The organism is Limnobaculum allomyrinae, from assembly GCF_016649425.1.
GTDB classification, from domain to species: domain Bacteria; phylum Pseudomonadota; class Gammaproteobacteria; order Enterobacterales; family Enterobacteriaceae; genus Limnobaculum; species Limnobaculum allomyrinae.
Genome location: NZ_JADRCR010000015.1, coordinates 23,719 through 37,914, shown reverse-complemented (window position 1 = coordinate 37,914; position 14,196 = coordinate 23,719). Strand labels below are relative to the sequence as shown.

14 protein-coding genes and 4 tRNA genes are annotated in these 14,196 nt (G+C 46.3%); 7 read left to right on the top strand and 11 right to left on the bottom strand.

What is annotated here, in order from left to right; genetic code table 11:
• Positions 1–67: 67 nt before the first annotated feature.
• From rplL to I2494_RS19080, 11 genes are all read right to left on the bottom strand, one after another.
• Complete coding sequence (gene rplL, locus I2494_RS19130) at positions 68–436, bottom strand: 50S ribosomal protein L7/L12 (RefSeq protein ID WP_218468572.1); 369 nt, start codon at positions 434–436, stop codon at positions 68–70.
• A 62-nt stretch (positions 437–498) separates the two neighbouring features.
• On the bottom strand, positions 499–996 hold the full coding sequence (rplJ, locus tag I2494_RS19125) for a 50S ribosomal protein L10 (RefSeq protein WP_218468571.1): 498 nt from the start codon (positions 994–996) through the stop codon (positions 499–501).
• Positions 997–1,321: 325 nt separating this feature from the next.
• Entirely contained in the window at positions 1,322–2,029 is a 708-nt protein-coding gene (gene rplA / locus I2494_RS19120; RefSeq protein WP_218468570.1) for a 50S ribosomal protein L1, read from the bottom strand.
• Between the two features lie 3 nt (positions 2,030–2,032).
• On the bottom strand, positions 2,033–2,461 hold the full coding sequence (rplK, locus tag I2494_RS19115; protein WP_130593057.1) for a 50S ribosomal protein L11: 429 nt from the start codon (positions 2,459–2,461) through the stop codon (positions 2,033–2,035).
• Between the two features lie 176 nt (positions 2,462–2,637).
• Positions 2,638–3,183, bottom strand: a complete 546-nt coding sequence (nusG, locus tag I2494_RS19110; protein ID WP_108901157.1) for a transcription termination/antitermination protein NusG — start codon at positions 3,181–3,183, stop codon at positions 2,638–2,640.
• Between the two features lies 1 nt (position 3,184).
• Complete coding sequence (gene secE, locus I2494_RS19105) at positions 3,185–3,568, bottom strand: preprotein translocase subunit SecE (protein ID WP_218468569.1); 384 nt, start codon at positions 3,566–3,568, stop codon at positions 3,185–3,187.
• 237 nt (positions 3,569–3,805) lie between these two features.
• Complete coding sequence (gene tuf, locus I2494_RS19100; RefSeq protein WP_218466761.1) at positions 3,806–4,990, bottom strand: elongation factor Tu; 1,185 nt, start codon at positions 4,988–4,990, stop codon at positions 3,806–3,808.
• A 114-nt stretch (positions 4,991–5,104) separates the two neighbouring features.
• Positions 5,105–5,180: transfer RNA gene (locus I2494_RS19095), tRNA-Thr, on the bottom strand.
• A gap of 3 nt (positions 5,181–5,183) precedes the next feature.
• Positions 5,184–5,258: transfer RNA gene (locus I2494_RS19090), tRNA-Gly, on the bottom strand.
• A 215-nt stretch (positions 5,259–5,473) separates the two neighbouring features.
• Positions 5,474–5,558 (bottom strand) — tRNA-Tyr (locus I2494_RS19085).
• A 13-nt stretch (positions 5,559–5,571) separates the two neighbouring features.
• A tRNA-Thr gene (locus tag I2494_RS19080) sits at positions 5,572–5,647 on the bottom strand.
• A 362-nt stretch (positions 5,648–6,009) separates the two neighbouring features.
• Between I2494_RS19080 and I2494_RS19075 the strand changes: the two genes are divergently transcribed.
• The 7 genes from I2494_RS19075 (at position 6,010) to atoC (ending at position 14,176) form a co-directional block, all read left to right on the top strand.
• Entirely contained in the window at positions 6,010–7,578 is a 1,569-nt protein-coding gene (locus I2494_RS19075; protein ID WP_218468589.1) for an ABC transporter substrate-binding protein, read from the top strand.
• Complete coding sequence (locus I2494_RS19070) at positions 7,578–8,546, top strand: ABC transporter permease (RefSeq protein ID WP_218468568.1); 969 nt, start codon at positions 7,578–7,580, stop codon at positions 8,544–8,546. Before I2494_RS19075 ends, I2494_RS19070 begins: the two co-directional genes overlap by 1 nt.
• 8 nt (positions 8,547–8,554) lie before the next feature.
• A complete protein-coding gene (locus I2494_RS19065) occupies positions 8,555–9,361 on the top strand; it encodes an ABC transporter permease (protein WP_267081351.1) in 807 nt (268 codons plus the stop codon).
• A complete protein-coding gene (locus tag I2494_RS19060) occupies positions 9,349–10,152 on the top strand; it encodes an ATP-binding cassette domain-containing protein (RefSeq protein ID WP_218468566.1) in 804 nt (267 codons plus the stop codon). Before I2494_RS19065 ends, I2494_RS19060 begins: the two co-directional genes overlap by 13 nt.
• On the top strand, positions 10,136–10,729 hold the full coding sequence (locus I2494_RS19055) for an ATP-binding cassette domain-containing protein (RefSeq protein ID WP_218468565.1): 594 nt from the start codon (positions 10,136–10,138) through the stop codon (positions 10,727–10,729). Before I2494_RS19060 ends, I2494_RS19055 begins: the two co-directional genes overlap by 17 nt.
• A 223-nt stretch (positions 10,730–10,952) precedes the next feature.
• Positions 10,953–12,803 (top strand): two-component system sensor histidine kinase AtoS, encoded by a 1,851-nt coding sequence (gene atoS, locus I2494_RS19050; protein WP_218468564.1) that lies wholly within the window; start codon positions 10,953–10,955, stop codon positions 12,801–12,803.
• Positions 12,800–14,176 (top strand): acetoacetate metabolism transcriptional regulator AtoC, encoded by a 1,377-nt coding sequence (gene atoC / locus I2494_RS19045; RefSeq protein ID WP_218468563.1) that lies wholly within the window; start codon positions 12,800–12,802, stop codon positions 14,174–14,176. The genes atoS and atoC overlap by 4 nt, the downstream gene beginning before the upstream one ends.
• Positions 14,177–14,196: the final 20 nt, after the last annotated feature.

Genomic DNA, 14,196 nt, shown 5'->3' with positions numbered 1-14,196 from the left:
AAAGGCTGGTGACTAAAAAGTCACCAGCCATCAGCCTGTAAGTCAGGCTGCAAACTGGAACGAGGTCTTACTTAACCTCAACAGAAGCACCAGCTTCTTCCAGTGCTTTCTTCAGAGCTTCAGCTTCATCTTTGCTGATGCCTTCTTTAACTGCAGCTGGAGCAGCTTCAACTAAGTCTTTAGCTTCTTTCAGGCCCAGACCAGTTGCGCCACGTACTGCTTTGATAGCAGCAACTTTGTTAGCGCCAGCGTTAGTCAGAATTACGTCGAATTCTGTTTTCTCTTCAGCAGCTTCAACAACAGCAGCTGGGCCAGCAGACAGAGCTGCTGCAGAAACGCCGAATTTCTCTTCCATAGCAGAAATTAATTCAACGATTTCCATTACAGACAGAGCTGCGATACCGTCTAAAATTTGGTCTTTAGTGATAGTTGACATAACAAGTGATCCTAAAATATAGAAATAATTTATACGCTAAAAAGCAACGATAGAATAAGCAATTAAGCTGCTTGTTTCTGATCGCGCAACGCAGCCAAGGTACGAGCCAATTTGCCGGCAGCGGCTTCTTTCATGGTTCCCATCAGGCGTGCGATTGCTTCGTCGTAGGTTGGTAAAGTTGCTAAACGGTCAATATTTGCCGCAGTAATCAACTCACCTTCAAAGGCTGCTGCTTTAACCTCAAACTTTGCATTCTCTTTAGCAAACGCTTTGAATAAACGAGCAGCTGCGCCCGGATGTTCAGTAGAAAACGCGATTAAGGTTGGACCAACAAACGTGTCTTTCAGGCACTCAAATGGAGTACCGTCAACTACGCGACGCATTAAGGTGTTACGAACAACACGCATATATACGCCAGCTTCACGACCTGCTTTACGCAGTTCAGTCATTTTGGCTACAGTAACGCCGCGGGAATCCGCAACTACTGCAGACAGCGCACCCTTGGCTACTTCGCTAACTTCAGCAACAATCGCTTGTTTGTCTTGAAGATTTAATGCCATTGGCTTTGTGCTCCTGGATTAGACCGGGATAATTCCCGGAACTCACATCACCTGAATCAATCGTTTCCCGAAGAAAACGATGAACAGGCGTTAAAACACGGTGAGTAGAATCCAGCAAAGACTATTCTTTTTAATAAGAAAAACATTCTTTTGGCTCTCTCACCGTCTACGCAGGTCGTTATACTTTTTCATTAAGAACAAGCAATTAAGTATGTTGCCATACACCTGCGGTCTTGGACGGAGGCCTGGATAAGGCCAGGCTCCAACCGAAAAATTCTATGGCGCCAAATTCTAGACGAATCTGGCGCCATAGTAAAGCAGTGAATTAAACGTTCGCTGCTGAGCTCAGGCTGCTTTGATCGATAGCTACGCCAGCACCCATGGTGGTTGACAGGCTAACTTTCTTAACAAAAACACCTTTAGCTGTAGATGGTTTAGCTTTCTTCAGTGCAGACAGCAGAGCTTCTAAGTTCTCTTGCAGTTTATCTGCATCAAAGTCAACTTTACCGATAGTGGTATGGATAATACCGTTCTTATCATTACGATAACGAACCTGACCCGCTTTAGCGTTCTTAACCGCTTCAGCAACGTTAGGAGTAACGGTACCCACTTTCGGGTTTGGCATCAGACCACGTGGACCTAATACCTGGCCTAATTGACCTACAACGCGCATTGCATCAGGAGAAGCAATAACTACGTCGAAGTTCATTTCGCCTTTTTTGATTTGGTCTGCTAAATCTTCCATACCGATCAGATCTGCACCAGCTTCTTTAGCTGCTTCAGCGTTTGCACCCTGAGTAAATACAGCTACACGAACGGTACGACCAGTACCGTGTGGCAGTACAGTTGCACCACGGACGTTTTGGTCAGATTTACGAGCATCGATACCGAGGTTTACGGCAACGTCTACACTCTCAACGAATTTAGCAGTTGCTAATTCTTTCAGCAGAGCAACAGCTTCAGTAATTTGATACTGCTTAGTTGCGTCAACTTTGTCACGGATTACGCGCATGCGCTTGGTTAGCTTAGCCATTGATTAACCCTCCACTACCAGGCCCATGGAACGAGCAGTACCTTCAATAGAACGCACCATAGCGTCTACATCAGCACCAGTCATATCCGCGGCTTTAGTTTGTGCAATTTCACGAACTTGCGCGTTTGTAACAGTTCCAACTTTAGTTTTGTTTGGAACGCCAGAACCAGACTTAATGCCTGCAGCTTTCTTCAGAAGAACAGCAGCCGGTGGAGTCTTAGTAACAAACGTGAAAGAACGGTCTGCATAAACGGTGATTACCACAGGAATTGGTAAGCCTTTTTCAATGCTTTCAGTTTTAGCATTGAACGCTTTACAGAATTCCATGATGTTCACGCCTTGTTGACCCAGAGCTGGACCAACTGGTGGACTTGGGTTTGCCATACCAGCTGCAACTTGCAGCTTAACGTAGGCTTGGACCTTCTTAGCCATGTGTATTTCCTCGGTTTGGGTGATAACGCCCCGAAAGGCTCCCCGTTTTTAAATAAAGCTGTGAGTGCTTTTATAAAATAAAAGGCGCGGAATTATACGATAACCCCGCGCATCTTACAATACAGTAATCCAATAACCTGACGGTTATATTTTACTAACCGGAGTTGGTTAGTAAATCAGCCTTTTTCGACCTGGCTGAAATCCAGTTCAACTGGTGTCGCACGACCAAAGATAGAGACCGATACTTTCAGACGGCTCTTCTCATAGTCAACTTCTTCAACCACACCGTTAAAGTCAGCAAATGGACCATCATTAACGCGGACCAGTTCACCCGGCTCGAACAGCGTTTTCGGACGTGGCTTATCACCAACTTGTTGCAGGCGATTCATAATCGCATCAACTTCTTTATCGCTAATCGGAGCTGGACGATCTGAAGTACCGCCAATGAAGCCCATAACGCGTGGAATGCTACGAACCAGATGCCATGTCGCATCGTTCATCGCCATCTGGACTAATACATAGCCTGGGAAGAATTTACGTTCGCTTTTACGACGTTGGCCACCGCGAATCTCAACAACCTCTTCGGTTGGAACCATCACTTCACCAAATTGATCTTCCATCTCGTTCAGTTTGATGTGCTCACGCAGAGACTGCGCTACGCGACCTTCAAAACCGGAGAATGCTTGCACTACGTACCAACGCTTTTTAGGGGCTTCAGACATCTTAGAACCTCAGGCCAGTTATAAATGAGACCAAACGGACCAGAATACCATCCAGCCCCCATAGAATCAGTGACATAACAACAGTCACCGCCGCAACAATCAATGTTGTTTGCAGCGCTTCCTGACGTGTAGGCCAAATTACTTTTTTCATTTCAATGCGTGCAGCGCGCGCAAATTCAAGGGTTGCTTTACCTTTAACGGTAAACAACGCAATCACAAAAGCAATGCCAATAATCGCTACAACCGCAATTGCGCGTATCGGTAAGCTATACCCACGATAGATATAATTACCTACGATAGCAGCAATCAATAACGCAGCGACAATCAGCCATTTAACTATTTCTAGTCCGCGCCCGCTTGCTTGAGCTTCGGTATTCGCACTCATAAACCAACCTGTCATTATGACTTAAGTAAATCTTTCACCCCGCATTATAGCAGAGCAACCAAGCCGAATGCTCGTTCTTCGGCATAATACGCCGTATATGAGCCTATCTCACCCTAGCTCTCACTGCCCTTATACCAGATTTCAGAACAGAAAAACTTGATGAGATAGGTTCTTTTTAATTCACAACGTTGAAAAAGGGCATCAAATGATGCCCTCTTACAGCTAGTTTCGTCAAACTTATTTGATGATCTTAGCAACAACACCAGCACCAACAGTACGGCCACCTTCACGGATAGCGAAGCGTAAACCTTCGTCCATCGCGATTGGAGCAATCAGCGTTACTGTCATCTGAATGTTATCACCTGGCATTACCATCTCTACGCCTTCTGGCAGTTCGATAGTACCGGTCACGTCTGTTGTACGGAAGTAGAACTGTGGACGGTAGCCTTTGAAGAATGGAGTGTGACGACCACCTTCATCTTTGCTCAGAATATAAACTTCTGATACGAACTGGGTATGTGGGTTGATAGTACCTGGTTTTGCCAGTACTTGACCACGTTCGATTTCTTCACGCTTAGTACCACGCAGCAGAACACCTACGTTCTCACCCGCACGGCCTTCGTCCAGTAACTTACGGAACATTTCAACGCCAGTACAAGTCGTTTGAGTAGTATCTTTGATACCAACGATTTCTACTGCTTCACCTACTTTAACGATACCGCGCTCTACACGACCAGTTACTACTGTACCACGACCAGAGATAGAGAATACGTCTTCGATTGGCAGCAGGAACGGCTTATCAATTGCACGCTCTGGCTCTGGGATATAAGAATCCAGGGCTTCTGCTAATTCGATGATTTTTGCTTCCCATGCTGCGTCGCCTTCCAGCGCTTTCAGTGCTGAACCACGGATTACCGGAGTATCATCACCTGGGAAATCGTACTGAGACAGAAGCTCACGAACTTCCATTTCAACTAATTCTAACAGTTCTTCGTCATCAACCATGTCACACTTGTTCAGGAACACGATGATGTAAGGAACGCCTACCTGACGGCCTAACAGGATGTGCTCACGAGTTTGTGGCATTGGGCCGTCAGTTGCAGCTACTACCAGAATAGCGCCGTCCATTTGAGCAGCACCAGTGATCATATTCTTAACGTAGTCGGCGTGTCCCGGGCAGTCAACGTGTGCATAGTGACGGCTTGGGGTGTCGTATTCTACGTGAGAAGTATTGATGGTGATACCACGTGCTTTTTCTTCTGGTGCGTTATCGATTTGATCGAATGCACGAGCCTGGCCACCGTAAGCTTTTGCTAATACGTTGGTGATAGCTGCTGTCAGAGTTGTTTTACCGTGGTCAACGTGGCCGATAGTACCGACGTTTACGTGCGGTTTTGTACGTTCAAATTTTTCTTTAGACATCGATAGTCCCTCTAAAACACGATAGATCGTGGTTAAACCACATTAACCAAGCAAAAGCTTGTAATATCAGTTCGAGTTAGAAGTTATCAGGGGAATTTACTGTAGAAGGGAAAGTGGTGCTGATAGGCAGATTCGAACTGCCGACCTCACCCTTACCAAGGGTGCGCTCTACCAACTGAGCTATATCAGCATTTGGAGCGGGCAGTGGGAATCGAACCCACATCTTCAGCTTGGAAGGCTGAGGTAATAGCCATTATACGATGCCCGCAGTTCCGAACTCAGTGACCTGGTGCTTCAACACTCTAAACTCGGTGGTGGGGGAAGAATGACTTCAGACACTGCGATACACCCGTTGGGTAACTACTCAGTAGTTTTTCTCGCTTTGCTGAGTACTGAACTTCAACTGAAGTTCTTAACTCATCCCCTTTCAGGTGTCTTTTCAGACACTGTATTGATGCCACATCGCGTCAATACAATCAAATATGGTGGCGGGGGAAGGATTCGAACCTTCGAAGTGAATCACGGCAGATTTACAGTCTGCTCCCTTTGGCCGCTCGGGAACCCCGCCCAAAAAAACTTGATGGTGCCGGCTGCCGGAATCGAACTGGCGACCTACTGATTACAAGTCAGTTGCTCTACCTACTGAGCTAAGCCGGCATCAAGTGCTGCGCATTCTAGGGAGACATGAAGAACGATGCAACAAAAAAATTCAGTTTAATGCGCTATCGCTCACTTTTTAATCAAACCTGTCTTTTTTTCATCCACAGCGAGCAGATTATAGTCAATTTTTGCGTCTGAACTAAACAAAATCTGACCAGTTATTTTCATCTGTTTTTTGTCCCGCGTTTTTTACCACACATTTTACTCAAATTTCGATATATCCGATCTAAATCAAAGTGCGGAATTTTCATCCTTGTTATAAAACGCACCTAAAGTATGAAGTTTTCATGAAAAGTTATGACGAACGTTTTAACGCATTCCAAATTCTATTAATAAAATATCAGGAGCAACGTTATCTCATGAAGTCCGGATTATCCCCTTTCACACTTTGTTTGTTTGCCGCCTTAGCAGCAGCCCCCATATCAGCACAAAACCATACGTTAAAACTGGCAATAGGCGCTGAGCCTTCTGAGGGTTTTGATCCGTTGCTGGGTTGGAGCCACGGCAGCTATGTATTACTGCACAGCCCCTTGCTACGGCAGAATGCTGACCTGAGCTGGCAACCGGTACTGGTTGATAGCTACAAATTAAGTGATGATGGCCTGACCTGGACTGTACATCTGAAACCCGATTTAAAATTCTCCGATGGCTCACCATTGACCGCTGACGATGTGGTGTTCTCTTATAACCAGGCCGCTATTAGTGGTGGTAAAGCGGATATGGGCAGCTTTCAGCAGGCCAAAACTATCGATAAACAAACGCTAACTATTCAGCTTAAACACCCTGAAAGTACCTTTATCAATGTGCTTGGCGCCTTAGGTATCGTCCCACAAACAAAATATGGTAAAGACTTTGCCCGCCAGCCTATTGGAGCAGGCCCTTATAAGCTAGCCAGTTTACAGCCCGGACAGCAGCTAATTGTTGAAGCAAATCCCTATTACGCAGGTAAAAAGAATGACTTCGACAAACTGGTATTTGTATTTTTAGATCAGGATAGCGCCTATGCAGCAGCCAGCAGCGGCAAGTTGGATTTAGTTCGCGTTCCACAAACCCTGGCTAATCAGCCAGTGAACAATATGAAACTGCTGGTTCAACCCAGCGTTGAAAACCGCGGTATCATGTTTCCGATGATTTCTGCCGGTAAAAAAGATGCTCAGGGCAATGATATCGGTAATAACATTACGGCTGATATCGCTATTCGTCAGGCGATTAACTATGCGGTTGACCGCCAGCTTCTGGCAACTCAACTGTTTGATGGACACGCAACTCCAGCTTACTCCGCAGTTAAAGGGCTTCCATGGGATAACCCGGAAGCACAATTCAAAGATGGTGATGTTGAGAAAGCCCGTCAAATTCTGCAACAGGCAGGATGGGTGAGCAAAACGCCTGACGGAATTCGTGCGAAAAACGGTACTCCGGCGAAGCTTACCCTCTGGTATGCCAGCGGTGACAGCACTCGTCGCGATTTGGCACAGGCTTTTAGCGCCATGCTAAAACCTATAGGTATTGAAGTAACCCTCAAGTCAGGCAGTTGGGAAACCGTAGAACGTTATATGCATGCTAACCCAACCCTGTTTGGCTGGGGCAGTCTGGATCCAATGGAACTGTACCACCACTACTCCAGTAAGCTGCAAGGAGAAGGCTATTTCAATCCGGGATACTACTCTAATGCCACCGTAGATAAACATCTGCAACAGGCGATAGAAACTCCGAACTGGCAGGCAGCCACACCAATATGGCAAAAAGTTGAATGGGACGGAACCACCGGAGTAGGCGTTAAGGGTGATGCAGCATGGGCATGGCTGATTAACCTGAATCATACTTATCTGGTTAATCCCTGCGTTAGTTTAGGTCAGGGAGCGCCGGAAGCTCACGGAGACTGGACGGTGCTCAACAATCTTGAGAACTGGAGTTGGACTTGTAAGTAATGCGCCAGTTGCCACTGCTCAGTTTAAGACTTATCAGCCTACTGCTTATGGTTGCCGTGGGCACTTTTGTTTTGCTAAGTTTTTCTCCGGTAGATCCTATCCGAGCCTACATAGGTAACGACTTACTCCACGTGCCGCCAGAACAATATGCGCAAATTGCTGCGCGTTGGGGTTTGGATCAACCGCTATGGCAACGTTTTTTGCTCTGGCTGAAACAGTTGTTACAGGGCGATCTTGGTTATTCCATGGTGTATAACGCACCGGTCACTGAAGTGATTACCCAACGATTCCTCACCTCATTCATGCTACTGGCATCAGCCTGGGTACTTTCTGGTGTACTCGGTATCACATTGGGGCTAATTGCTGGTCGTTATCTGAATCGTTGGCCTGACAGTATTATCCGTACGCTGTGTTATCTGTTGTCTTCTTTACCGACTTTCTGGATTGGCATCCTGCTGCTGGCATTCTTTTCGGTGAAACTGGAATGGGCTCCCATTTGTTGCGTCTGGCCACCGGGGTTAACCGGAAGTGAGGCTACGTTTATACAGCGCATTCACCACCTGATTTTACCTACCATCGCTTTAGGATTATTAGGGGTAGGTAATATTGCTCTGCACACACGTTCTCGTATTGAAGAAGTGGCCCAAAGTGAATTTATCTACTACGCCCACGCACAAGGCGACAAAGGCTGGTCGTTGATCAGATTTCATATGCTGCGCCATGCTCTAACGCCTGCTATCTGCCTGCAATTTGCCTCATTGGGAGAGTTGTTAGGCGGAGCACTGTTGGCAGAGAAGGTGTTTGCCTATCCCGGTTTAGGTCAGGCAACGATTGATGCCGGACTGCGTGGTGATGTACCGCTGTTGCTGGGCATCGTGCTATTTATCACTCTATTGGTTTTTATTGGTAATACCTGTGCAGCAATATTACTCAACCGCATTAATGCGCCATTGCGGAGGGTTCAGTGAAAGGTTCAATGAACAAAACGCTGCTCCAACTGCTTCTGGCAACTACGCTGCTCGGTATCCTGCTATTTCTTGGAATTCACAGCAATACTCAGGAAATTACGCTAAATTTGCTTAGTCGCCGCAGTGCTCCTTCTCTGCAATTTTGGTTTGGTACCGATAATTTGGGGCGCGACCTGTGGCTACGCTGTTTACAGGGTATGATGACCAGCATACAAATCGGTTTTATCACCGCACTATGCAGCGGTCTACTGGCGCTGGTCATTGCCATCCTCAGTCAGCTCAGCAAAACCATGGATTACCTTATCCGTACGCTGATTGATACCTTTATTGCCCTACCCCATTTACTGTTATTGATTCTGATCTGCTTTACCTTTGGCGGCGGAAAATGGGGTGTGATTACAGCCGTCTCTCTGACCCATTGGCCAAAGCTGGCTCTTATTTTGCGTTCAGAACTATTACGAATCGGTCAGGCTGACTACATTTTACTGGCTCAGCGTACTGGCCTCAGCCGCTGGCAATGCTGTTATAAACACTATCTGCCGCTGCTGTTACCTCAACTTCTGGTGGGGGCATTACTGATTTTCCCTCATGCGGTGCTGCATAGTGCCGGGCTCAGCTTTCTTGGATTTGGGCTTGAGCCCCATGAGCCTTCTCTGGGATTACTGTTATCTGATGCCCTGCGATATTTAAGCAGCGGTGACTGGTGGCTGGCAGTTTATCCTGGCCTGACGCTGGTCATTCTGGTTCTGACCATCGATCAATTAGCCCGCGGCCTGCAAAAAATCTGGCTAAGGAAATCATCATGTTACAACTAAAAAATCTTGAACTGTCTTGTGCTAAAGAGCGTTGGTTTCGTCCTCCGGTCTGGAACTCAATTTTGCATAACATCAATCTAAAAGTTCAGGCGGGAGAATTAGTAGCGCTGGTTGGAGGAAGCGGTGAAGGTAAAAGTTTATTACTGCAAAGTATATTAGGGTTGCTGCCTTCCACCATGCGTTCATCCGGGCAAATTTTAATTGATGATTGTATTATCAACGCAGCCCAACAGCAGACGCTTAGAGGAAATACTTTGGGTTATATTCCACAAAGTGTTAGCGCGTTGAATCCTTTAATTCAAACAGGAAAGCAGATTCAACGGGCAGCAAAATTAAGTGGAAAAACACCTTCATATCAGGCTATTTCACAGCAGTTACAACAGTATAATTTGCCAGAACAGCTATTAGAACAATATCCATTGTCTCTCTCCGGCGGTATGGCAAAACGAGTTTTAGTAAGTTGCACCACACTCAGTCAGGCTCGTTTTATTCTGGCAGATGAGGTCACAGCCTGGCTGGATAACCATCACGCAGAAATTTTACTCCACCACCTGAAAAGCTTATGTCATCAAGGTCGTGGAGTACTGTGGATCACCCACGACTTACATCTGGCTGCTAATTTTGCCGACCGAATTGCTGTTTTACATCAAGGAACGATCAAGGAAGTTATTCACTCCAGTACATTGCGTCATGGTGGTGGTAGCCCATGGCTTCAATCGCTATGGCAGGCTCTGCCGGAACAGCATTTTATTCATACCCCGGAGCCACTTTATCATGTTGCAAACGCATAATTTAAGCATCACACAAGGAGAAACAACTCTTTGGCATGATCTTAACTTATTCATAGCGCCGGCGGAACGATTGGGTATTTTCGCCCCCAGCGGCTACGGTAAAACCACGCTGGGCAGAGTATTGGCTGGCTGGCAACAGCCAACAAATGGTTATATTACATTGGACAATCAACCTCTCCCCCTCAGAGGTTATTGCCCGGTACAACTGGTTCCTCAACATCCCGAACGTACATTTAATCCTGCCCGAACCACTGGTGCCGCTTTATATGATGTATGGCACCCCGCCAATGACTGGCTGGAAGCATTAGCCATCGATCCTGAGTTATTAAAGCGCTATCCGTCGGAGATTTCTGGTGGTGAACTGGCTCGCATTGCCCTTCTCAGAGCGTTAGCCCCAAAAACACGCTTTTTGATTGCAGATGAAATCACTGCCCAATTAGACCCCGTCATGCAAGCTCAAACCTGGCGTTTCATTTTGCAACAAAGCCAACAACGTAATTTGGGTATGGTTATTATTAGTCATAGCAAAGCGCTGTTAGATCAAGTGTGTACACAAGTCTGGCAATCTGAGCCATAACCGCTGTTCCCACCAGCAAATCATCTAACGACAAAATGATTAGAATCTTATCGATAAAATTTAAAATTTCCCCTCGTTACTATTACGTACTGTAGGATACTCCTCACATTTTGCGACAGTGCCTCTTGTACCATCTGTCTGAAGAACTATATTCAGGCCAACGCTCTGGCTACAGTTCAATGGCCAGAAAATACGCTATTAATATCTAAAGGAACCGACTGCAATGTCTCCCCCTTTTTTGGACTACAAACGGTTCATTCAACGAATTCGGCCACACACTCTACGCAGTAAAATGATGGTGTTGGCGATTGTAATGGTCTCGTTACCTACACTGGTTATTGGCTATCTGGTTGAAACCGAAGGTCGGGATGCGCTATTGCAGGAAAAAAAGATTAAATTATCCGCCGTCACACGATTGTTAGATGACGCGCTGAAAGATTCATTTAAACTTTACCCGGACTTGCCTCGCGACCAGCGTATAGCCGCACTGAATCAGCAATTAGCCCCGATAACCGACAGCATCACCAAAGCGTTTTCTGGTGTAGGTGCCGGTTATTACAACCGGGAGCTGGATGCCATCATTACCTATGGCCCACAAGCACTACACGGCAACGCTGTTGGGGTCACGATAAAGCAAGACCATCCAGGACGGGACGTAATGGCAACCGGAGAACCACTTGTTCGTTGGGGGTCTCAGGTTCGGGGCAATATCATGAACTCAATGATCCCTATTAAGCGTGACGATCAGGTTATCGGCTATATCTGGGCTAATGAGCTCTCCAATGATATTGCCCGTCAGGCTTTAGCCATGGATCTGAAAATCATTGCGGTAATCTGTATTGGTATGCTGTTCAGTATCTGGATGATCGTCGCTTTTTCCCGCCGATTCGCCTCAGATATCGATACCATCAAGTCAGGTTTAAATGAGCTACCCCTCAATCTAAAAACGCAGATTCCCCCAATGAAAGGCGAGATGGGCGAAATATCCGACAGTGTAAACTCACTCTCCAGAGCGCTAAGAGAGGCGAAAACGCTGAACGAGTTGATCATTGAAAGTGCCGCTGATGGTGTAATCTCCGTCGACATAGAAGGCCGTGTCACCATGATGAATCCGGCAGCAGAAGAGATCACCGGTTATCGTCAAAAAGAGTTGATTGGCAGACCCTACGCAGAAATATTTGAAAACACTAATTTCTTCAGTCCGGTACTCGATACCTTAATCCACGACATTGAGCATGTGGCTCTGGAAGTGGATTACCCCGGTAAAAATCGCACGATACAAATCAGCGTCAGTACCAGCCAGCTACGTAATGCCCAAGGGGATACCATTGGTGCTCTGGTTATTTTTACTGACTTAACCGCCAAGAAAGAGGTTCAGCGCCGCATTGAACAGGCGGAACGTTTAGCAACACTTGGTGAGTTAATGGCTGGTGTGGCACATGAAGTTCGCAACCCGTTAACCGCCATCAGTGGTTTTGTTCAGATACTCAAAGACAGTGAAACCGACCCACAGCGGCTGGAATATACTCAAATCATTCTGAAAGAAGTCCATTCCATCAACAAAGTTATTCAACAGCTATTGGACTTCGCCCGACCACGACCAAGTCTGTATCAAAAAATCAATTTAAATCAGATTATTAATCAAAGCCTGGTTCTGGTAAAAACTAAAGGGGTCGAAGCCAGAATTGATTTCGTGGTTCAACTTGAAGAGCAATTACCTGATATTGAAGCGGATGGAGAACTGTTAAAGCAGGTTTTGCTCAATCTGTTGATTAATGCGGTGCAATCCATTGCTGCCCGAGGTGAAATTATTATTGTCACCCGAGCGTTATCGTCAGACTGGCAGGAGATTATTATTTCCGATAACGGTTGCGGTATTAGCGACGAAATAAAAACCAAAATATTTGATCCATTTTATACCACCAAACCATCGGGTACCGGGCTTGGCCTCTCAATCAGCCACCGTATTATTACCGCCCACGATGGGGATATTACGCTAACAAGTAAGCTTAATCAGGGAACTACCTTTACCATTGTATTACCGGTTAAGCATAGCGAAGGAATTCCACAATGAAAAAATCCTACCGTATTCTTATCGTTGATGATGAAGAAAGCGTTCGTCACATGCTTACCGCGGTATTTACTCGTGACGGACATCAGCCCATCTGTGCGGAAGACGGTCAGCAGGCGTTAGAACTCTTTAAACAACAGACGCCAGATATCGTCCTGATGGATATTCGCATGCCAAAGTTAAACGGTATGGAAGCACTACAGGTGATGCGACAAACTCATCAGAGCATACCGGTCATTTTAATGACGGCTTATGCCGCGATAGAAACTGCAGTGGAGGCTCTGCGTCTGGGTGCGTTTGATTATGTCATTAAACCTTTCGATCTTGATGAACTAAAGATGATGATCGGCCGAGCTATGCAGCTGCGGGAAATGAAGCAAGAGATTAATTTGCTGCATCGTGCACTGTCGGATAGCTATCAATGGGATCGTATTCTGACTAACAGCCCCAAAATGATGGAGTTGTGTAAAGACACAGCAAAAATAGCCCAAAGTAACGCCAGCGTACTGATTACCGGAGAAAGCGGCACCGGCAAAGAGCTGATAGCCAAGGCCATTCACTACAACAGTCCACGTGCCAAAGGGCCATTCATTAAAATTAACTGTGGTGCACTACCGGAATCTTTACTGGAAAGTGAACTGTTTGGTCATGAAAAAGGGGCGTTTACCGGTGCCCAGACTCAACGTCAGGGGCTATTTGAACGCGCTAATCAAGGAACGCTGTTACTGGATGAAGTGGGCGAAATGCCTCATAACTTACAGGTAAAATTGCTACGGGTTTTGCAGGAAAGAGAGTTTGAACGCTTAGGTGGAAGCCAGACCATTAAAACCGATATTCGCCTGATTGCCGCCACTAACCGTAATCTGGCGGCCATGGTGGAACAAGGCGAGTTTCGTCAGGATCTATTCTATCGCCTGAACGTCATACATCTCTCTCCAATTCCGCTACGTGAGCGACCGGAAGATATCGCTCTGTTGGCACAGCACTTTTTACAAAAATTCAGTGCAGAAAACGGTAAAGAGATCGTAGAGCTGGATCCCAGCACATTAGCCATTCTTGAAAGCTATCCATGGCCTGGAAACGTTAGAGAGCTATCCAACGCCATAGAGCGAGCGGTCATCATGAGTACCGGATTTATTATCTTCCCTGATGAACTACCGGAACACTTACAGCAACAACTCAATGTTCCTCATATCAGTGAAACAGTACATACCCTGATAGGACATACGTTAAAAGAGAACCTGAAAGCTTATGAGCGTGAATTAATCTGCACCGCGCTGGCTAACAATCAGGGAAACCGGGTTCAGACTGCACGAGTTTTGGGAATCAGCCGCCGGGCATTAATGTATAAACTGCAAGAGCATCGAATTGACTAACGTGACGTGCATGGATGTCA

Bases quoted from the DNA above. Each gene is read 5' to 3' on its own strand.
- rplL (WP_218468572.1), bottom strand. From the start codon at position 436: ATGTCAACTATCACTAAAGACCAAATTTTAGACGGTATCGCAGCTCTG.
- rplJ (WP_218468571.1), bottom strand. From the start codon at position 996: ATGGCATTAAATCTTCAAGACAAACAAGCGATTGTTGCTGAAGTTAGC.
- rplA (WP_218468570.1), bottom strand. From the start codon at position 2,029: ATGGCTAAGCTAACCAAGCGCATGCGCGTAATCCGTGACAAAGTTGAC.
- rplK (WP_130593057.1), bottom strand. From the start codon at position 2,461: ATGGCTAAGAAGGTCCAAGCCTACGTTAAGCTGCAAGTTGCAGCTGGT.
- nusG (WP_108901157.1), bottom strand. From the start codon at position 3,183: ATGTCTGAAGCCCCTAAAAAGCGTTGGTACGTAGTGCAAGCATTCTCC.
- secE (WP_218468569.1), bottom strand. From the start codon at position 3,568: ATGAGTGCGAATACCGAAGCTCAAGCAAGCGGGCGCGGACTAGAAATA.
- tuf (WP_218466761.1), bottom strand. From the start codon at position 4,990: ATGTCTAAAGAAAAATTTGAACGTACAAAACCGCACGTAAACGTCGGT.
- I2494_RS19075 (WP_218468589.1), top strand. From the start codon at position 6,010: ATGAAGTCCGGATTATCCCCTTTCACACTTTGTTTGTTTGCCGCCTTA.
- I2494_RS19070 (WP_218468568.1), top strand. From the start codon at position 7,578: ATGCGCCAGTTGCCACTGCTCAGTTTAAGACTTATCAGCCTACTGCTT.
- I2494_RS19065 (WP_267081351.1), top strand. From the start codon at position 8,555: ATGAACAAAACGCTGCTCCAACTGCTTCTGGCAACTACGCTGCTCGGT.
- I2494_RS19060 (WP_218468566.1), top strand. From the start codon at position 9,349: ATGTTACAACTAAAAAATCTTGAACTGTCTTGTGCTAAAGAGCGTTGG.
- I2494_RS19055 (WP_218468565.1), top strand. From the start codon at position 10,136: ATGTTGCAAACGCATAATTTAAGCATCACACAAGGAGAAACAACTCTT.
- atoS (WP_218468564.1), top strand. From the start codon at position 10,953: ATGTCTCCCCCTTTTTTGGACTACAAACGGTTCATTCAACGAATTCGG.
- atoC (WP_218468563.1), top strand. From the start codon at position 12,800: ATGAAAAAATCCTACCGTATTCTTATCGTTGATGATGAAGAAAGCGTT.